The following is a 17,034-nucleotide window of genomic DNA, read 5'->3' on the forward strand; positions in this document are numbered from 1 at the left end:
GCGAATTGATAAAGTTTGTTCATAAAAATTTGGATAAGAGTTAGGAAGAGGGAAGTCTATGAAAAAGCCAACCCGATAATCAAATATTACCAGATTGGCGTGGATAACTTTCCCATACTTTCCTATGTTTAAGCTTATTTGACCAATTTTTTTCTATGAATCAATATAAATAGCTACTTCTACGCTTTCTAAATTGTGAGTTGCGTGTTAATGAAATCCATTATCAGGATTACCCGGGCGCTACGTTGTATGTTAAAGTTGAATATTAAACCGGCTGCTTGAGATGCTCTCTCACATTAAAATCAATGACTTTTCGAATACCCCCAAGTACCAGCAGATTTATAATTCGGTGGTGGAGGGTATTGAAAGTCGGGATATTTTACCGGGCAATAAGCTACCGTCGATTCATGAAATCGTTGCCGAATTTGATGTGTCGAAGGGAACCGTTGAGCGTGCCTACGAACTCCTGAAAGAGAAAGAAATTATTGGGGGCGTTAAGGGCAAAGGATTTTATATAAACTACACGCCCACCGGAAAAAATCTGAAGATTTTTTTGCTGTTTAATAAACTCAGCACCCACAAAAAAATCATTTATGATTCGTTTGTCGAGACGTTAGGACCCGACGTTGCAATTGATTTATTCATCTACAATAACGATTTTCGACTGTTTCGGGATTTGATTCTGAAGCAGGCGCATAATCACACGCACTACGTTATTATCGGCCATTTTTTCGATGGTGATGAGAAAGCCGACGAGCTCATCAATAGCCTGCCTAAACACAAACTAGTTATTCTGGATAAGCTGCTGGAAGGCGTAACGGGAAGCTATGCAGCTGTTTTTCAGAACTTTGAGAAAGACCTTTATCAGGCTCTTACCGAAGCGTTACCGCTGTTGAGAAAATACGCTACCCTTAGTATCCTGTTTCCATCATACTCATATCATCCGAAAGCTATTTTGAACGGATTCTATAAGTTTTGCTACGAACATGGTTTTCAGACAAGAGTAATCCAAAATATTCAGGATGAGTCGATTGAGCCGCAGCAGGCTTATATTAATCTAATGGAGGAGGATCTGGTTGAATTGATCAAGAAGATAAAGAAAACAACCTATACCGTCGGGCAGGAAGTTGGCATTTTATCGTACAATGATACCGCCATAAAGGAAATCCTGCTGGACGGTATTACGGTTATGTCGACGGATTTTGCGCAGATGGGCCGAACAGCGGCTCAGCTAATTTTAAACGGCAGTGTTGAGCATATCGAAAACCCATTTCAATTGATTGTCCGCAAATCGCTCTAATATTTTTTGTCATTCCTCGGCACCGGCCGCCCGGCTCCGTCGGAATGACAAAAAACACTCTTACCCAGAATTAGGCCGGTTTTACCGCGCCATACTGCCCCGTTGTAGAAGCCATACGATTCGAGTTGGCGGCCCGGTTTAGGGCTGATAAAAACAGAAAATGCCCCTGATTATACCACTGTCGGAATCGTTCGCTTACCTGTGAATCGTGGTTGGGAAGATAATCCAGCAATTGGTTCAAGTTGAACGAATCGGAAGCCACGCCAACGCCTGCCCGCTGACCGTCTAGCGCATTGCCCATCTGCTCATAATGGTTAGGCTGCGGAATCATCAAAACGGGCTTTCCCAAATACAAGGCTTCGCAAACTGACTCAAAACCAGCTGTTGTCACCACGGCCTGGCAATGCTGCATGGCATCGAGGTAGCGCTTGCCATCAATCCGGTAATACGTCAACGTAGCGTCAACGGGCTGTTCTGCTACGTTCACACCCGCGTGGAAGTAGCGTATCGCTACGTCCGGCCGCTCGTGATGCGCTTTCAGAACCTCCGTTTGCAGACCGGGTTGAGTCGTGTAAGCCAAGACGTAGGAATCATCGGAAGGTTGCAACGTAGTGACTTCCTGACGTAGCAGTGGCGGCACCACTCGTAGGCGTTGTTCCGGTACGTCGATTTGCCTGTCGAACGAGAGGCCCAGTAATTCCTGCGCTCCCCACGCGTTCATCTTCACTAACCATTTGAACGTCAAGCGCTCGAACCACTTGCCTTTTGGGAAAGGAAAGTCAGGATGCAGGCTCAGACACTGATGCGCAATGCAGACCATTGGAACCGAAGGGCGGTGGAAAGCGTACGTCAGTCCGCCGAGCAGTTCAAAGAAATTCACTACTACGTCCGGACGCTGGTCCTGAATGGCATCCCGAATCAATCGCAAACTCTTTCGGTAGCGACCTATATTTTTCAGCGCCTGCCGACAGGTTTCCACCGCATCCAGCGCGTTCGTTTTTTTGCAGTACGTCAATCCCGGGCCCTCAACAGGCGTAATAGGTGCTGTAAATTGATCCATAAAAAAAGGAGCAATGGGGCGCCCATCAGCAACACTGACCCAGGCTCCGATCACTTCGTGCCCAGCCGATTGCAGAATCTGAGCCAATGAGATAGCCTGCGTCAAATGACCACGACCCTCGCCCTGAACAATGAATAAAACGCGCATAATCAGATGGTTAAGAAATAGAAATCTCCTGAACGATGTCCGAGTTTATATCAGCTATGTCAGTTGTGTAATACAGTAAGCTCCAGTTGCCGTCGTGATCTTCGACTAGCGCACTGAGCGATTCAACCCAATCGCCGGAGTTCATGTAAGTAATTCCGTTAAAATCGCGGATGGCTGGCTGGTGAATGTGCCCGCAAATAATGCCGTTGCAATTGCGGGCGCGGGCGAGTTCAGTCAACTTCGCTTCGAAGTCCGATACGTAGTTGACAGCCAGTTTAATACGGTGTTTGATTTGTTGCGAGAGCGAATAGTAGGGGAGTCCTCGCCAACCCCGATACTGATTATAAAGCTTGTTGATCCAGAGCAGGAACGTATAACCAACATCGCCCATGTAGGCCAGCCACTTCATCTGCGACGTAACAGAATCGAATACGTCGCCGTGGGTAACGTAGTACTGCTTTTCACCGCTTTTCAATACGTAGTCTTTTCGGATTGAAAAGTTTTTGCCGACACGTAGCGGCATTACCTGGTCCAGAAAATCGTCGTGATTACCACGCAGATAAATGACTTTGGTGTCGTAATGCACAATCTGCTTGAGCACGGTTTTGAAAAAGGCCGTGTGTTTCTTTTTCCAGGTACCGTACTGTTTCAGTTGCCAGCCATCGATAATGTCGCCATTGAGAATCAGTTTCTGGCAGGAGTATGACTTCAGAAAATCGGCGGCTTCCTTTGCTTTCGACCCTGTAGTGCCCAGATGAACATCGGACAGAACGATGGTTCGGAAATGAGGTCTGACTTGCATAGGCAAATCTACCGAGCACGTATTAACCTAATTTTATCGAAAGGTTAACGTATTGATATATTTAGCCGTATTTGGTGACAATACGTTAATCGGTTTTGTAGAGACAAGGTACGTCTTATCTCATGACTGGATGGTTCTGTTGTCTGGATGGTTTTTGCTGACGCCAATGAGACAAAGCATACCTTGTCTCTACAAGTCAAACCCTAACGCAAGCATAACGTTCAGGTAATCTTGGGGTAATATTGGGCGGGTAGTTTTGCGACGCAAAAAGCGATACCAAAACATACACATGAATCGGATTTTATTTCTACTCATTTTTGCCCTTTGCGGTACGCTCGCTCAGGCCAAAGACAACACCACAGGGATCGTCAGGGGTACCATTCGCGACGAAAAGACAAAAGAAGCCCTCATTGGCTGCACAGTACGAATTGACGGAACACAATTAGGAGTCACCACCGACATTGAAGGAAATTTTACGATCCCGAACGTACCGACGGGTTCACAAAAAGTTGTCATCTCCTACGTATCTTATAAGACGAAAGAAATTGCGAATGTTCGGGTTGAGTCGGGAAATACGACCGTAATCGAGACCGAATTAGAAACCGAAGGAAAATCGTTGCAGGAAGTTGTTGTTCGGGCCAATAAATCGACAAATACCGAAATTGCTGTTATCACCGAAATCAAGCAATTGAAGCCGATTGCGGTCGGTATTTCGGCGCAGCAAATCGTTAAATCGCAGGATCGCGATGCCGCTGCCGCCATTCGTCGGGTGCCAGGCGTAAGTATTCTGGACAACCGGTTTGTACTGGTACGAGGTTTGGGCGCTCGTTATAACTCGGTATTAATCAACGACGTAATTGCGCCTTCTACAGAAGTAGAAACCCGTTCTTTCTCCTTCGACCTGATTCCGAGCAATATCCTTGATCGGATGATTGTCTATAAATCAGGTTCTGCCGATATGCCGGGCGACTTTGCTGGGGGGGTCGTAAAAATCTTCACCAAGCGCCGTCCTGATCGTAACTTTATTGACGTTGGTTTTACCGTTGGTTATCGCCCGGGTACTACTGGTGAGCAGGTACAAACGCACCAACGAAACGGCCTGACGGCTCTCGGTCTGTGGTCAGCCGATCAGACGATCCCAACCAGTTTCCCTAAAAGCTCGGCTGATTTCAATGCGTTGGGTGCACCACAACGGGCCGCTTATGCAAAACTGTTACCCAATTCCTGGGGCCTAGTGCCAACTACAGTCGCTCCTGATATTCGCTTTGCGCTAAACACCGGTCGTCGCTTCGATATTGGTGATATTCAGGTGAGTAACATTACCAGCATCAACTACAGCCTGACCAATCAGTACGCCGATATTGACTTCAGTGTGTACGACAATGGGGCCACGGCAAACGTTTACGCACAGAATTACAAGGATGCCAATTACGCTCGTCAGTCGCGGTTGGGTATTCTGCACAACTGGTCGTTACGTTTCTCGCCTACGTTTACGCTCGAGTGGAAAACCCTTTTCAACCAACTTGGCAACCAGGAAACGGTAGTACGTCAGGGCCAGAATTTCGATTCGAACGCCGACATACGTAGCTACTCGCAACGCTTCGAAAACCGGAGTATTGGTACGACGCAACTGGCTGGCGAACACAAGCTGAGCGATTTAACAAAAGTGAACTGGGTAGCTGGTTATGGTTATTCAGGTCGTTGGGAGCCCGACTGGAAACGGGCACGCTATCAAGCTCCGTTGAATAGTGGTTCGTCGGGAGTATATACGCTGGTGACTCCGTTAACGCCGAACCCAATCGACCTCGGCCGTTTCTACTCGAAACTGAACGAGCATACAGTTACGCTGGTTGGCAATTTTGAACATGCGTTCGGCAACCCAACCGATCGCGAACCCAATCGCATCCGCGCAGGTATCTACGGCGAACGCCGGAACCGGGATTATGCAGCTCGTTTCTATGGTTATCAGAACGTTATTGGCAGTGGCGACGTAACGTCGAACGTAACGCAGCAGCCCATCAATAGTATTTTTTCCATCAATAACGTAAACGGTCAACCCGGCGGTTTCTCGTTGCTCGACGGTACGTCGGATCTTGATTCATATCGTGGCGAAAACACGTACGGAGCCGCTTATGTGAGTGGCGACCTGAATATCGGGTCTCGCACGAACGTAACACTGGGTTTCCGGGGTGAATACAACGCACAGGGACTACGTATTCAGCGCCGTGGCGTTGATCAGCAACTGGTTGATCGCAAGATATTTAGCCCGCTGCCATCGGTTAACGTAACGTATAAACTGAACGACCGCCACAACCTGCGCCTGGCATATTCGGCTACGGTAAACCGGCCCGAACTTCGTGAATTAGCACCGTTTCAATACTTTGACTTCAATTTACTAGCGGTTGTTATCGGTAACACCCAACTGACAACGGCTAGTATTCAGAATATCGACGCCAAATGGGAGTTTTACCCAACGCAGAATGAACTGATTTCGGTAACGGGTTTTTACAAGCAATTTAAAAATCCAATTGAGACGTTCCTGCTGCCAACCGGTAACGGCTTTAACTATACCTTCATCAATGCGCCCTCGGCCCGGAATTACGGCGTTGAGGTCGAGATTCGGAAAGGCTTCCAGAATTCAGGAAGTGTCTTCCTTCAGAACTTACAGGTCGTAGCCAACGCGTCGATCATCAACAGCCGTGTTACGTTGGGTGAATCGGTGAAAGCGCCGGATGCTACGGGCAATACACAGGATGTAAACCTGACCAATCTGGCTGATAAAGAGCGGCCTCTCGCCAACCAGTCGCCATACCTGATTAACGGTGGTCTGTACTACGAAGCACCAAAATCAGGTGTTCAGTTCAACGTACTGTATAACGTCTACGGCGCACGGATTTTCGCGGTGGGAACACGTAATAACCCAACCATTTATGAATTGCCTCGCCACGCTATCGATCTGAATATCAGCAAAACATTTAATAAAAAGCTGGAGGTTCGGTTCGGTGTGCAGGATCTGTTGAATCAGGCGGTACGTTACGCGCAGGACTTCAACGGCGACGGCAAAATTGGCAGCGACCTTACGTCACAAACCGTCAGCGCCGATCAGGTTTTCCGGAGCTTCCGTCGTGGGCAATACGTAACGCTGAGCGGTATTTACACCTTCGGTCGCCGGCCCATTATTCCTTAAGAGTTTACCAATCAATAACTATATGCTAACCAAAGTAATGCTGTCTATGAGTCAAATGAAACGATGGGCTTTGCTGCTCATTTTAGGAGTCGGATTTGTTGGATTCATAGCAGCCTGTAAAAACGAAGAAGCGCCTGCGCCAATACTCAGCATTACGGGCATCAGCCCAACATCGGCACCGGTTGGATCAACCGTTGTAATTACGGGTACTAATTTCAATGCTACGCCAGCCAGCAATACAGTTGCCTTCGGTAACGTACCAGCTACGGTTGTTTCGGCCAACTCGACGCAGTTAGTTGTAACGGTTCCTGCCAATGCCGGTAGCCCGGTTTCGGTTTCGGCCAATGGCTCTTCGGCAACAGGGCCAGCCTTTACGGTCAGCGCCAAACCAGTGGTTTCAGTTGTTGGTTCGATTTCGGCAAATACAACCTGGACAAATACGAGTGTTTATCTGATTAAAGGTTTCGTACGCGTGAAAAGTGGTGTTACGTTAACCATCAATCCCGGTACGGTCATTAAAGGTGGAACCGTTGATGACGACCCGGAAGGCGCTAAGCGCGGTGGTACGTTAATCGTTGAGCAAGGCGGTAAACTGGAAGCCGTAGGAACAGCTTCGCAGCCAATCATTTTTACGTCAAGTAAAGCCGCTGGTCAGCGCAAATATGGTGACTGGGGTGGGGTAGTCCTGATCGGTAAAGCTCCTCACAACCGCCCAGCCAGCCAGGCTCCAGAAGGCGGTATTGGTGGCCAATTAGGTGCCTTTACGGATGCGGCAGATAACTCTGGTACGTTAAAATATGTACGTATTGAATTTGGCGGTATCTCATTAACGAGCGAAGCGAACAGCGAAATCAACGGCTTGACACTCTATGGCGTTGGTTCGGGAACTACGATCGATCACGTTCAGGTATCGTACAGCGGTGACGATTCGTACGAGTGGTTCGGTGGAACGGTAAATGCCAAATATCTGGTGGCTTACCGTGGCTTCGATGATGACTTTGATACGGACTGGGGTTTCACGGGTAAAGTACAGTTTGCGCTGTCGATTCGTGATCCGAAAGTTGCCGACCAATCGAGCTCGAACAGTTTTGAGTCGGATAATTTCAACTCGGGCGAAAATGCTGCCGGAACGCCATTGTCAGCTAACAATGGATTGCCACTGACGCAGCCGACGTTCGCTAACGTGAGTAGCTTCCTGACGGATGGCGCTCCCAGCAATGCTTCAACGGCTAGCTCGGGGGGTAGCGGACCCTATCAATCGGCCATGCACCTACGTCGTAATACCGCGATCAGCATCATCAACTCAGTATTTGTGGGTTGGCCTGAAGGGCTGCGTTTAGATGGCACAGCTACCGGTACGTACGTGAACGCTACTAACGGAAGTCTTGAAGTAGCTGGCGTAACTGTAGCCAATTCGCTGACGGCTGTGCGCGGAGCAGGTTCCATCACGAACGATCAGGCTACGGCGTATTTTAACGCGGCTGCTCGTAAAAACACGATTATTGCCTCGGCGGATCTGGCATCGCTGCTGCTGAATTCGGCTTCGTTTAATCTGACCACGCCGAACCCACGTCCGCAGGCTTCGTCTCCGCTGCTGGTGGCTGCAAACGCCATTACGGGAGGTAAAATCGCTGATTCGTTCTTTACGGCTGCTCCATACCGGGGCGCTTTCAACGGCACAGATAACTGGCTCGAAGGCTGGACCAACTTCGATCCACAAAATACTGACTACGATAAATAATCGGTCTAACGGTGTCGGATAGGGTACTGGTGTAGTCAGGAATTGGCCCTATCACCGACATAATTAATCTCAATATTGGTGTCGCAAGAAAAGGCCAGCGCTTTGCGCTGGCTTTTTTTATGTCTGCAAGCTTAATCATAAATTGAGTTTAATATTATCTCTATAGCACTAGTATATTTTATTCTTTCAATTACTTTTGTCGGCGAAGATGCAATTATCTATAGAATTAAAATCTATTAATTCTATAGATAATATTATTTTTTATTGAAAGTAATTTCGTCTTATTTTTTCTAAAAATACGCATAATAGACTACGTAGTTTTTATCAGAAATCTGTCTATTCACTAACCTTTAACCCAGAGTGGCTACTGCCCTAACCTATGCAAGCTACTTTTACTGTTCATAAGTCTGATTCTGATGCTACTCATCCATCGATTGGTCTTCATCCGGATCCATCAGTTCTAAGTACGTATCGGACGGAAGAGTATCTGCCTGATACGGAATTGTTCATCCGGCGCGCATTTACCGAAAACCCTCAAGAGGGATGCAAGCTGCTGTTTCAACTATACTACAAGCCCATGTGTACGCATGCGGTGCGATTTGTCTATTCCAAAGAAATCGCGGAAGATCTGGTTTCGGATGTTTTTTATACGTTCTGGAATACGCAGGCATTCAACGCTGTCAATCGGTCGTTTCGGGCGTATTTATTTCGGGCCGTACGCAACAGCGCTTACAATTATCTGGCGAACGAGTTCAGGAAAGCAACTTCACTGGAATCGGCTGATCAGCAGGCCGGGGCGCTGTCGGATGGCCCCGAATCGATTACGTGCTATAACGAATTATACGGCAAGATTGATGAGTTGGTAGCATCGCTGCCGCCCCAGTGCCGGAACGCCTTTATTCTCCACCGATTCGAAGGAAAACGCGCGAAAGAAATTGCCAGCCAGATGGACGTATCGGTACGTACCATTGAAGTGCATATCGCCAAAGCACTCGCTACGTTACGCGACGGACTCAAAAATCAATGGCTCATGGTTCCGCTTGCGTTGTGGGTGCAAAACTGGGCTGACCAGCTCCTGTGACGTATCGCTACGTATGCTCCGATCATTTTTTTGCTACCTAAGAACATCCCGACGTTTATGACACCTTCTGACCATAAATCGCTTCTATTTGCTCATTTCGCCAATAAAACGACTCCGCTGGAGCGCCGGATGATTGACGAATGGCTGAAAGATGAAGCGAATCAGGAGCGATTTTATGCCTGGCTGGTTGAATGGGAAAACCAACTGCCGATTTACCAGCCCGACCTAGACGTTCCGCTTGCCCGCTTCGAAAATCACATAAAAATGCATCCGATTGAGGGTGTACAGGAACCAGCCGCCGAAGTGCCTGAAATATCGATTGAAACCGCGTCTCGAGCGAATTTTAGATGGATGGCCGCTGCTGCCGTGTTTATATTGCTGGCACTCGGCGGCTGGATTAATCGCAGCAAACTTCTCTATAAGACGTATCAGACCGCCTACGGTGAAACCCGCACCGTTCGGCTGACAGACGGGAGTGCTGTAACGCTCAATGCACATTCAGTGCTACGTGTTCCGCGCTTCGGTTTCGGATTTCGTTCCCGCGAAGTAGATCTGACTGGTGAAGCATTTTTTGCCGTTCAGCACCGGGCCGACGACCAGAAATTCATCGTTCAAACCCCCAATGGATTCAATGTAATTGTCCACGGAACGGAGTTTAACGTATCGGCCCGCACCCATCGCGCTAACGTAATGCTTCACAAAGGGAGTATTCAGATGGAATACGCGCTGGGTAATAGCCGCCAGCAACTCATGCTGAAACCGGGCGACGTAGTGACCATGAATAGCCACAGTCGGCCGATGCTACGTCATCACGTCCAGCCGCAGCCCTATCTGGCCTGGAAAGACCATCGGTTCGTATTCGATCACATGACATTAACCGATTTCGGCCAGCTTGTGACGGATACGTATGGGTTGCGCGTGGAAATCGAATCACCCACTCTGGCCCGACGAACGCTGGTCGGTTCCTTACAGGCTACCCATGTTGATGAATTACTGCTTACGGTGTCGGAGCTTTTTGATCTTAGGGTTGTCCGTCAGGCAGATAAAGTGATTTTGAAAGAAAAAGAATAAAAACGCTTTCCTCAATTGCTCAATGAAAAAAAATCTATTTCCTCTTCGAACGGGTCTGCTGTTGCTAAGTCTGCTTATCTATGGGCGTGCTGGCTGGTCGCAGCTCGTGGCCTGGCAGCATCAGCTACCCGTGAAATCCGTTCGCGCTACGTCCGAAAGTCGACCGCTACAGGATGTACTTCAGTCAATTAAGGCGTATTACAAAGTTGATATTTTGTCGGAAGGTGGTTCGGTGGATAACATCGTAGTATCGACCGCCGAACTGGACTATCACCGGAAACTGGAATATAACCTGGACAAGATTCTGATTCCTAATCGGCTGAAATACAAAAAAGTAAGAGACGGGTTCTATTTGATCCTGACGGATAAGAAAGAGCGTAAAAAAGACCTGTCAGACGTAGCACCGCCGTCTATTGGCGAAAAATCAGCGGCCACTACGTCTGCAGGTAACGTATTGCTGGCTCGCCTTGGCCCGATCGCTACGTTAGAAAATGCTACGTCTACCGTTACGTCGGTTGCGGAGTCCATTACCGGAAAAGTAATCGATGAGCGGGGCGAAGGTCTCCCTGGTGTTAACGTATTGATCAAAGGCACAAATCAGGGTACAACAACTGATGCTTCGGGTGCCTTTAAGTTGACGGTTCCTGACCCGACCACTACGTTAGTGTTTTCGTTTGTCGGTTATTTGTCGAAGGAGGAGGTAGTCGGAAACCGCACTACGTTGCTGATTACGCTGGCGACCGATACGAAAGCGTTGAAAGAAGTTGTGGTGGTTGGATACGGTACGCAGCGCGCGCGTGACGTAACGGGCTCTGTAGCAACCATTAACCAAGCTGCCGTTAAGGACCTGCCCGTTTCGACTCTTGATCAGAAAATGATTGGTCAGGTGGCGGGTGTGCAGATTCAGCAGCCGTCGGGTGCGCCGGGCGCTGGTACGTCGGTTCGGATTCGGGGAAGCGGCTCGCTGGGAGCGGGGAATGAACCGCTTTATGTAGTGGATGGTATGCCGTATTCGTCGGGATTGAACCAAAATCTCAATCCGCTGGTCTTCATCAATCCAAATGATATTGAGTCGATTAACATCCTGAAAGACGCTTCATCAACGGCTATTTACGGCTCGCGGGGATCGAATGGTGTAGTAATCATTACGACTAAACAGGGCCAATACAATCGGACGCAGGTAACCGCCAGTGTGATGCGGGGTGTGCAGCAGGTGCCCATGAAAGGTCGCCCGAAACTGATGAATCAGCAGCAATTCATTGATTTTCAACGCAACCGGATTGACATCGCGGTACGTCGTACGGAAAACCGTGAACCAACGATTAACGATTATCCAGTTGAATACCGTACTCCGGACCAACTGGTTGGTAAAGGCACTGACTGGTATGATTTGCTGTTGCAAGCCGCTCCGATTCAGGATTATAACGTGAATATCAATAAAGGTTCGGAAGACTCTCGGCTGAATGCCAGTTTGGGTTATTTCAAACAGGATGGCGTTCTGAAATATACAGGTGTCGAACGGTACAGCGCTCGCCTTGGGTTAGAAACGAATCTGGGTAAAGTGGTTAAAATAGGCGCTTCGCTCCAGCCGACGTTTATTATTCAAAACCGCACGAATACAAATTCTAGTCGTGAAGATGTGATTGGCGTAGCCAACTGGGCCAATCCAGTTTTGTCGCCCTATGATGCCAATGGAAATCTGATTCCGTACCTCACGTCGCCACAGAGCAAATACCACTCGGCCTGGAGTTTTGCGAATCCACTGTACATACTTCGGGAAACGACTCAATCGCAGAAGCAATTTCAGAATTTAGGAAACGTGTTTCTTGAGTGGAACATCATCCCAAACCTGACCGCCCGAACATCGCTGAATACCATCTGGTCGACGTCCCGGTTTTCGCAGTACGTTCCAAGCACCGTTGGCGGACCCAATCGCCCACCTGCGGCCGGAACCGGTAGCTCATCTAATATCAACGGCGAAACGTTCAACTGGCTGGTCGAAAATACGCTGACTTACAAAAAGACAATTGGTGACCACCGGATTGAAGCGCTGGCCGGATATACAACGCAGATGAGCAAGACTAACAGCTTATCCCTGACGGCAGGCCCATATCCCAACGATCTGGTGCAGACCATCAACGCGGCTCCAACCATCAATACGTGGGGGCAGAATGTGAACGAGTGGAGCATTATTTCGTACCTGGGACGTATCAACTACGGTTTCAAAGACAAATACCTGCTGACAGCTACGGTACGTTCCGACGGTTCGTCGCGGTTTGGCGCACAGAGTCGTTATGCTACGTTCCCCTCGCTGGCGGGCGCGTGGCGGATCTCGGAAGAGGACTTTCTACGTAACAACCCTTACGTGAACAGCCTCAAGCTGCGCGTGAGTTACGGACGTAGCGGCAACAACAACATTGGGGATTATTCTCACCTGGCATCCATCAATCCTGGTTCGTATGTGTTTGGAAATACGCAGGTTACGGCTTCGTATGTTGGCCTGTCGAACCCATACCTAACCTGGGAAGAGTCGGAGCAGGTAGACGGTGGTCTGGACGTTGAATTGCTCAACAGCCGCGTTTCGCTGACGCTCGATTACTACAACCGAACCAGCAAAAACATGCTTCTGAACGACGTAATACCGGCCATTACGGGTTTCAATTCGCAGGTTGTCAATAAAGGGAATGTTCGTAACCGGGGTGTCGAAATCTCGTTGGGTGTGCGTCCGCTGGTGGGCGAATTAAAATGGGATGTAAACGCCAACATCGCCTTCAACCGGAATAAAGTCCTCGCCCTGAATGATAATGGCGACCGGATTTTGTCGGGTAACAACGACAGCAATCCGACACACGTAACGGTGGTTGGTCAGCCGATTGGTCAGTTCTTCGGCTTTGTGCTCGAAGGGGTTTATTCAGATGCCGACATCGCTGACCCGAACCTGATCAAAACGCAGCAGGTGTACGCCGGAAACCCGAAATATAAAGACGTAAATGGCGACGGAATGATTAACGATTTCCTCGATTACGCCATCATTGGCAACCCGCATCCCAAGTTCACGTACGGACTGACGAACAACCTGACGTACAAGCGATTTAACCTGGGCGTTATCGTCAACGGACAATACGGCGGGCAGGTAATGAACGGCTTACGTCAGACGGTAGATAACCTGCAAGGCTTTTTCAACGTCCGGGAGGAATGGGTGAACCGTTGGCGGAGTTCGTCGAGTCCGGGAACGGGTATGCTGTATGGCGTACCGAAACTGACGCCGAGCTGGGGTCACCGGGTCAATACGTTGTGGGTAGAAGATGCTTCGTTTCTGCGTATTGCCAACGTATCGCTCGGCTACTCGTTGCCCGATAATCTGGTCAAGAAAACGGGTTTTATCAGCGGTTGCCGCTTCTACCTGACGATTCAGAATCTGGCCATGTTCACCCGCTACGAAGGCGCGAATCCGGAAGGTCAGTCGCAGGCTATCAATAATACGTTGGCGCCCGGCTTCGATATGTCGTCGTACCCGCTGGCACGTACCACTTCACTTGGACTTAATCTGCAATTCTAAAGCAATCCTGGACTTGCCATGAAATACATCATTGCCACGTTTATTCTATTAACGCTAACGGGTTGTAACAAGAAGTTTCTTGAACTTTATCCGCAGGCAACCCTCAATGAGGGTAACTTTTATAAGACCGAAGTTGAGTACATTCTGCTGGCGAACGGCTGCTACGTTCCGATGCGGGATTACGAAAAAACGTATCACTGGGTGCTGGCCGAATTAATTTCCGATAACGCTAGCTTTCAGAATAATACGCGCATTGGTGAAGCCGCTCGTGGCGTCATCGATCAGTTTATTCTCGTATCCGACAATGCTACGTATTCCAACTTCTGGAATCTTTCCTACAACGGCATTACCCGCTGCAACAAGCTTCTGTCCGAGCTGGATCGGCCGAACGTGAGCTGGTCGAAAATGTCGTACAAAGATCGTTGTGCGGGTGAAGCGCTGTTTCTGCGGGCTTTGTATTATTTCAATCTGGTACGTCAGTTTGGTGGCGTTCCGCTGGTGATAACGCCGATTGCGTCGCTGGATGCGGTGAACGTAAAACGGTCGTCTGAGCAGCAGGTTTATGACGCTATTATCAGTGATCTTAAAGAGGCTGCCAGCCATTTTGCCAAAGCGGTCGACGTAGCAGAAGTGGGCCGCGCGAACGAAACAGCGGCTTTGGCCTTACTCGGTAAAGTGTATCTGACACGAAATGATTATTCCAACGCCGAACCCATTCTGAAATCAGTGATTACGGCGGGAAAATACAGTTTGCAGGCCAACTACGCCGATCTGTTCAACCCCGGTAGCAAGGATACTAAAGAGACGATTTTCGCCATTCAGTATTCCGAAAACAGCGCGGAACTGGCTCAGCGATTCATTTTTCTATTTGCCCCACACACGTCGGGAGGAGCCGTTACGAAACGGCCGAATATCAACATCATTTCGGCGGGATGGAATCAGCCAACGCAGGATTTGATCAACGCTTTTGACGCCGGCGACAAGCGAAAAGACGTATCGATTGCCTACTGGACGGGCGCCGATTGGGATGGAGTGGTACGTCCGATTCCGTATTGCAATAAGTACAAAGCTCCCTTAAACGCCCCCGACGACCGCGCTGGCGATAATTTGCCCGTGTTACGTTACTCAGACGTACTGCTCATGTATGCCGAAGTGCTGAACGAACAAGGACGTAGTGCAGAAGCAATTCCCTACGTCCAACAGGTACGTACCCGCGCTGGCCTGACGAATCCGCTGGCTGGTTTGGATAAAACCGCCTTACAAACGCTGATTGCGAAAGAACGTCAGGTTGAGTTTTGCTTTGAAAATCAGCGCTGGTACGATTTGAAACGTACCGGAAAAGCCCTGGAAGTTATGACCGCCCACGGCAAGCGTGAGAAAGCCAGCAAGAATTTCCTGTATCCGGAGTCGTATTCGCTAACTGCGAACAAACTGGTAGCTCCTATTCCGGTGCTTGAGGTATCTGTCAATAAATTAGATCAGAATCCAGGATATTGATGCCCGTATTTTGTCATTGTGAAGAACGAAGAATTTTGACGTGTCGCAACACTCAGGTGAGGGAAGTTTAAGATTCTTCGTTCTTCAGAAGGACAAAAAAGACCGTCAAAATTTCAAATAAATACATACTCAATTGTGGGCTTGCCCCAGACAAAACACTACGTTGTGAAGCAATTTGTTACGTTACTTCTGGTCGTTGTGGCAGCCACGGCGCTACGTCCCTTGTCGGTTGAGCCGACGGCCCCGGCGACACCACCGAATATTATCTTCCTTCTTGCTGATGACCAGCGCTGGGACGCGCTGGGCGTAGCCGGAAACTCGGTAATTAAGACGCCGAATATCGATAAACTGGCGCGTGAGGGTTTTTACTTTCAACGCTCTTACGTCACTACGCCTATCTGCGCCGTGAGCCGGGCCAGTATTTTGAGCGGTCAGTATGCACGTCGGCACGGGATTGTCGATTTCGCGAAACCGTTCTCCGATTCGGCACTAGCGCAGACGTACCCACTGGTGCTACGTAAGCAGGGGTACCGAACGGGTTTTATTGGGAAATATGGTGTAGGCGACACGATGCCGGAAGACCAGTACGATTACTGGAAGGGTTTCAAAGGGCAGGGCCAATACGCTGCTAAAGATGCGCAGGGGAAACCCATCCACCTGACAGATTTGATGGGCCAGCAGATGGATGAATTTCTGGCGAACAACCCAAAAGGAAAGCCGTTTTGTTTGTCGGTGAGTTTCAAAGCGCCCCACGCGCAGGATGCCGCCAAAATTGAATTTCCCTACGCCGACCGTTTCGATGGTTTGTACAAAGATCAGACAATAAAACGTCCGGCGGCTTCGGCTGACAAGTATTACCGGCAATTCCCCGATTGGTTTCGGCATAACGATCAGAACGAATCGCGCATTCGCTGGACCCGCCGTTTTTCGAATGATTCGTTGTTTCAGCAGATCACAAAATCGTATTTCCGACTTATTACGGGTATCGATGACGTAGTGGGCAATCTGCGCAAATCGCTTCAGGAACGCGGTCTGGCCGATAACACGATCATTGTTTACACCAGCGACAACGGGTTTTACGTTGGTGAATATGGTTTTGCTGACAAGTGGTACGGCCACGAGCTTTCCATCCGCGTGCCGCTCATCATCTACGACCCGCGTCGCCCGAACTGGCACGGACGTACCACCAATCAATACACGCTCAACATCGACCTCGCTCCGACAGTACTTACGCTGGCCGGTGCACCCATTCCGAAACGTATGCAGGGCCGCAGCCTGACCGCGTTGATGGATAATCCGAAGATTTCCTGGCGGACGGAGTTCTTTTTCGAGCATTTGGTGAACCTGCCAACGGTGTTTATCCCGCAAACGGAAGGTGTGTTAAGTCAGGACAGAAAGTACGTTCATTACTTCAACCTGCGCGAATCAGCCGATACGTATGAAGAGGTCTATAACCTGAAAACCGACCCCCAGGAGTTGACCAATCTGGCTACGTTGCCACAAGGTAAATCGCTGAAAAATACGCTACTGCCAACTTTCGAACGACTTAAAGCCGCGGCTCAATAACCTCCCTAAACCAATGCTACGTT

General features: G+C 49.1%; 10 protein-coding genes. 8 read left to right on the forward strand and 2 right to left on the reverse strand.

The features are described 5' to 3' along the window. The first annotated feature begins 283 nt into the window (after positions 1 to 283). Positions 284 to 1,300 (forward strand): GntR family transcriptional regulator, encoded by a 1,017-nt coding sequence (locus ACYVF1_RS21360; RefSeq protein ID WP_461082651.1) that lies wholly within the window; start codon positions 284 to 286, stop codon positions 1,298 to 1,300. A gap of 70 nt (positions 1,301 to 1,370) precedes the next feature. On the opposite strand, the gene ACYVF1_RS21365 is transcribed toward ACYVF1_RS21360, so the two are convergent. Together ACYVF1_RS21365 and ACYVF1_RS21370 are read right to left on the reverse strand one after the other, a co-directional pair. Continuing rightward, entirely contained in the window at positions 1,371 to 2,507 is a 1,137-nt protein-coding gene (locus ACYVF1_RS21365) for a glycosyltransferase family protein (protein WP_461082653.1), read from the reverse strand. 10 nt (positions 2,508 to 2,517) lie between these two features. Further along, positions 2,518 to 3,309, reverse strand: a complete 792-nt coding sequence (locus ACYVF1_RS21370; protein ID WP_461082655.1) for a UDP-2,3-diacylglucosamine diphosphatase — start codon at positions 3,307 to 3,309, stop codon at positions 2,518 to 2,520. A 289-nt stretch (positions 3,310 to 3,598) separates the two neighbouring features. On the opposite strand from ACYVF1_RS21370, the gene ACYVF1_RS21375 reads away from it, so the two are divergent. The 7 genes from ACYVF1_RS21375 (at position 3,599) to ACYVF1_RS21405 (ending at position 17,011) form a co-directional block, all read left to right on the forward strand. Then, positions 3,599 to 6,496, forward strand: a complete 2,898-nt coding sequence (locus ACYVF1_RS21375; protein ID WP_461082657.1) for a TonB-dependent receptor — start codon at positions 3,599 to 3,601, stop codon at positions 6,494 to 6,496. Between the two features lie 22 nt (positions 6,497 to 6,518). Further along, entirely contained in the window at positions 6,519 to 8,237 is a 1,719-nt protein-coding gene (locus ACYVF1_RS21380; protein ID WP_461082659.1) for an IPT/TIG domain-containing protein, read from the forward strand. A 379-nt stretch (positions 8,238 to 8,616) separates the two neighbouring features. Further along, positions 8,617 to 9,318: an RNA polymerase sigma-70 factor gene (locus ACYVF1_RS21385; protein ID WP_461082661.1), complete on the forward strand. Its 702-nt coding sequence runs from the start codon at positions 8,617 to 8,619 to the stop codon at positions 9,316 to 9,318. Between the two features lie 57 nt (positions 9,319 to 9,375). Continuing rightward, positions 9,376 to 10,389 (forward strand): FecR family protein, encoded by a 1,014-nt coding sequence (locus tag ACYVF1_RS21390; RefSeq protein WP_461082663.1) that lies wholly within the window; start codon positions 9,376 to 9,378, stop codon positions 10,387 to 10,389. Between the two features lie 22 nt (positions 10,390 to 10,411). Beyond that, positions 10,412 to 13,948 (forward strand): SusC/RagA family TonB-linked outer membrane protein, encoded by a 3,537-nt coding sequence (locus ACYVF1_RS21395; protein ID WP_461082665.1) that lies wholly within the window; start codon positions 10,412 to 10,414, stop codon positions 13,946 to 13,948. Positions 13,949 to 13,966: 18 nt separating this feature from the next. Beyond that, the gene (locus tag ACYVF1_RS21400) at positions 13,967 to 15,445 is read left to right on the forward strand and encodes a RagB/SusD family nutrient uptake outer membrane protein (RefSeq protein WP_461082667.1); all 1,479 of its coding nucleotides are present in this window, start codon (positions 13,967 to 13,969) and stop codon (positions 15,443 to 15,445) included. Positions 15,446 to 15,610: 165 nt separating this feature from the next. Continuing rightward, positions 15,611 to 17,011 (forward strand): sulfatase family protein, encoded by a 1,401-nt coding sequence (locus ACYVF1_RS21405; RefSeq protein WP_461082669.1) that lies wholly within the window; start codon positions 15,611 to 15,613, stop codon positions 17,009 to 17,011. Positions 17,012 to 17,034: the final 23 nt, after the last annotated feature.

The organism is Spirosoma flavus (assembly GCF_054778555.1).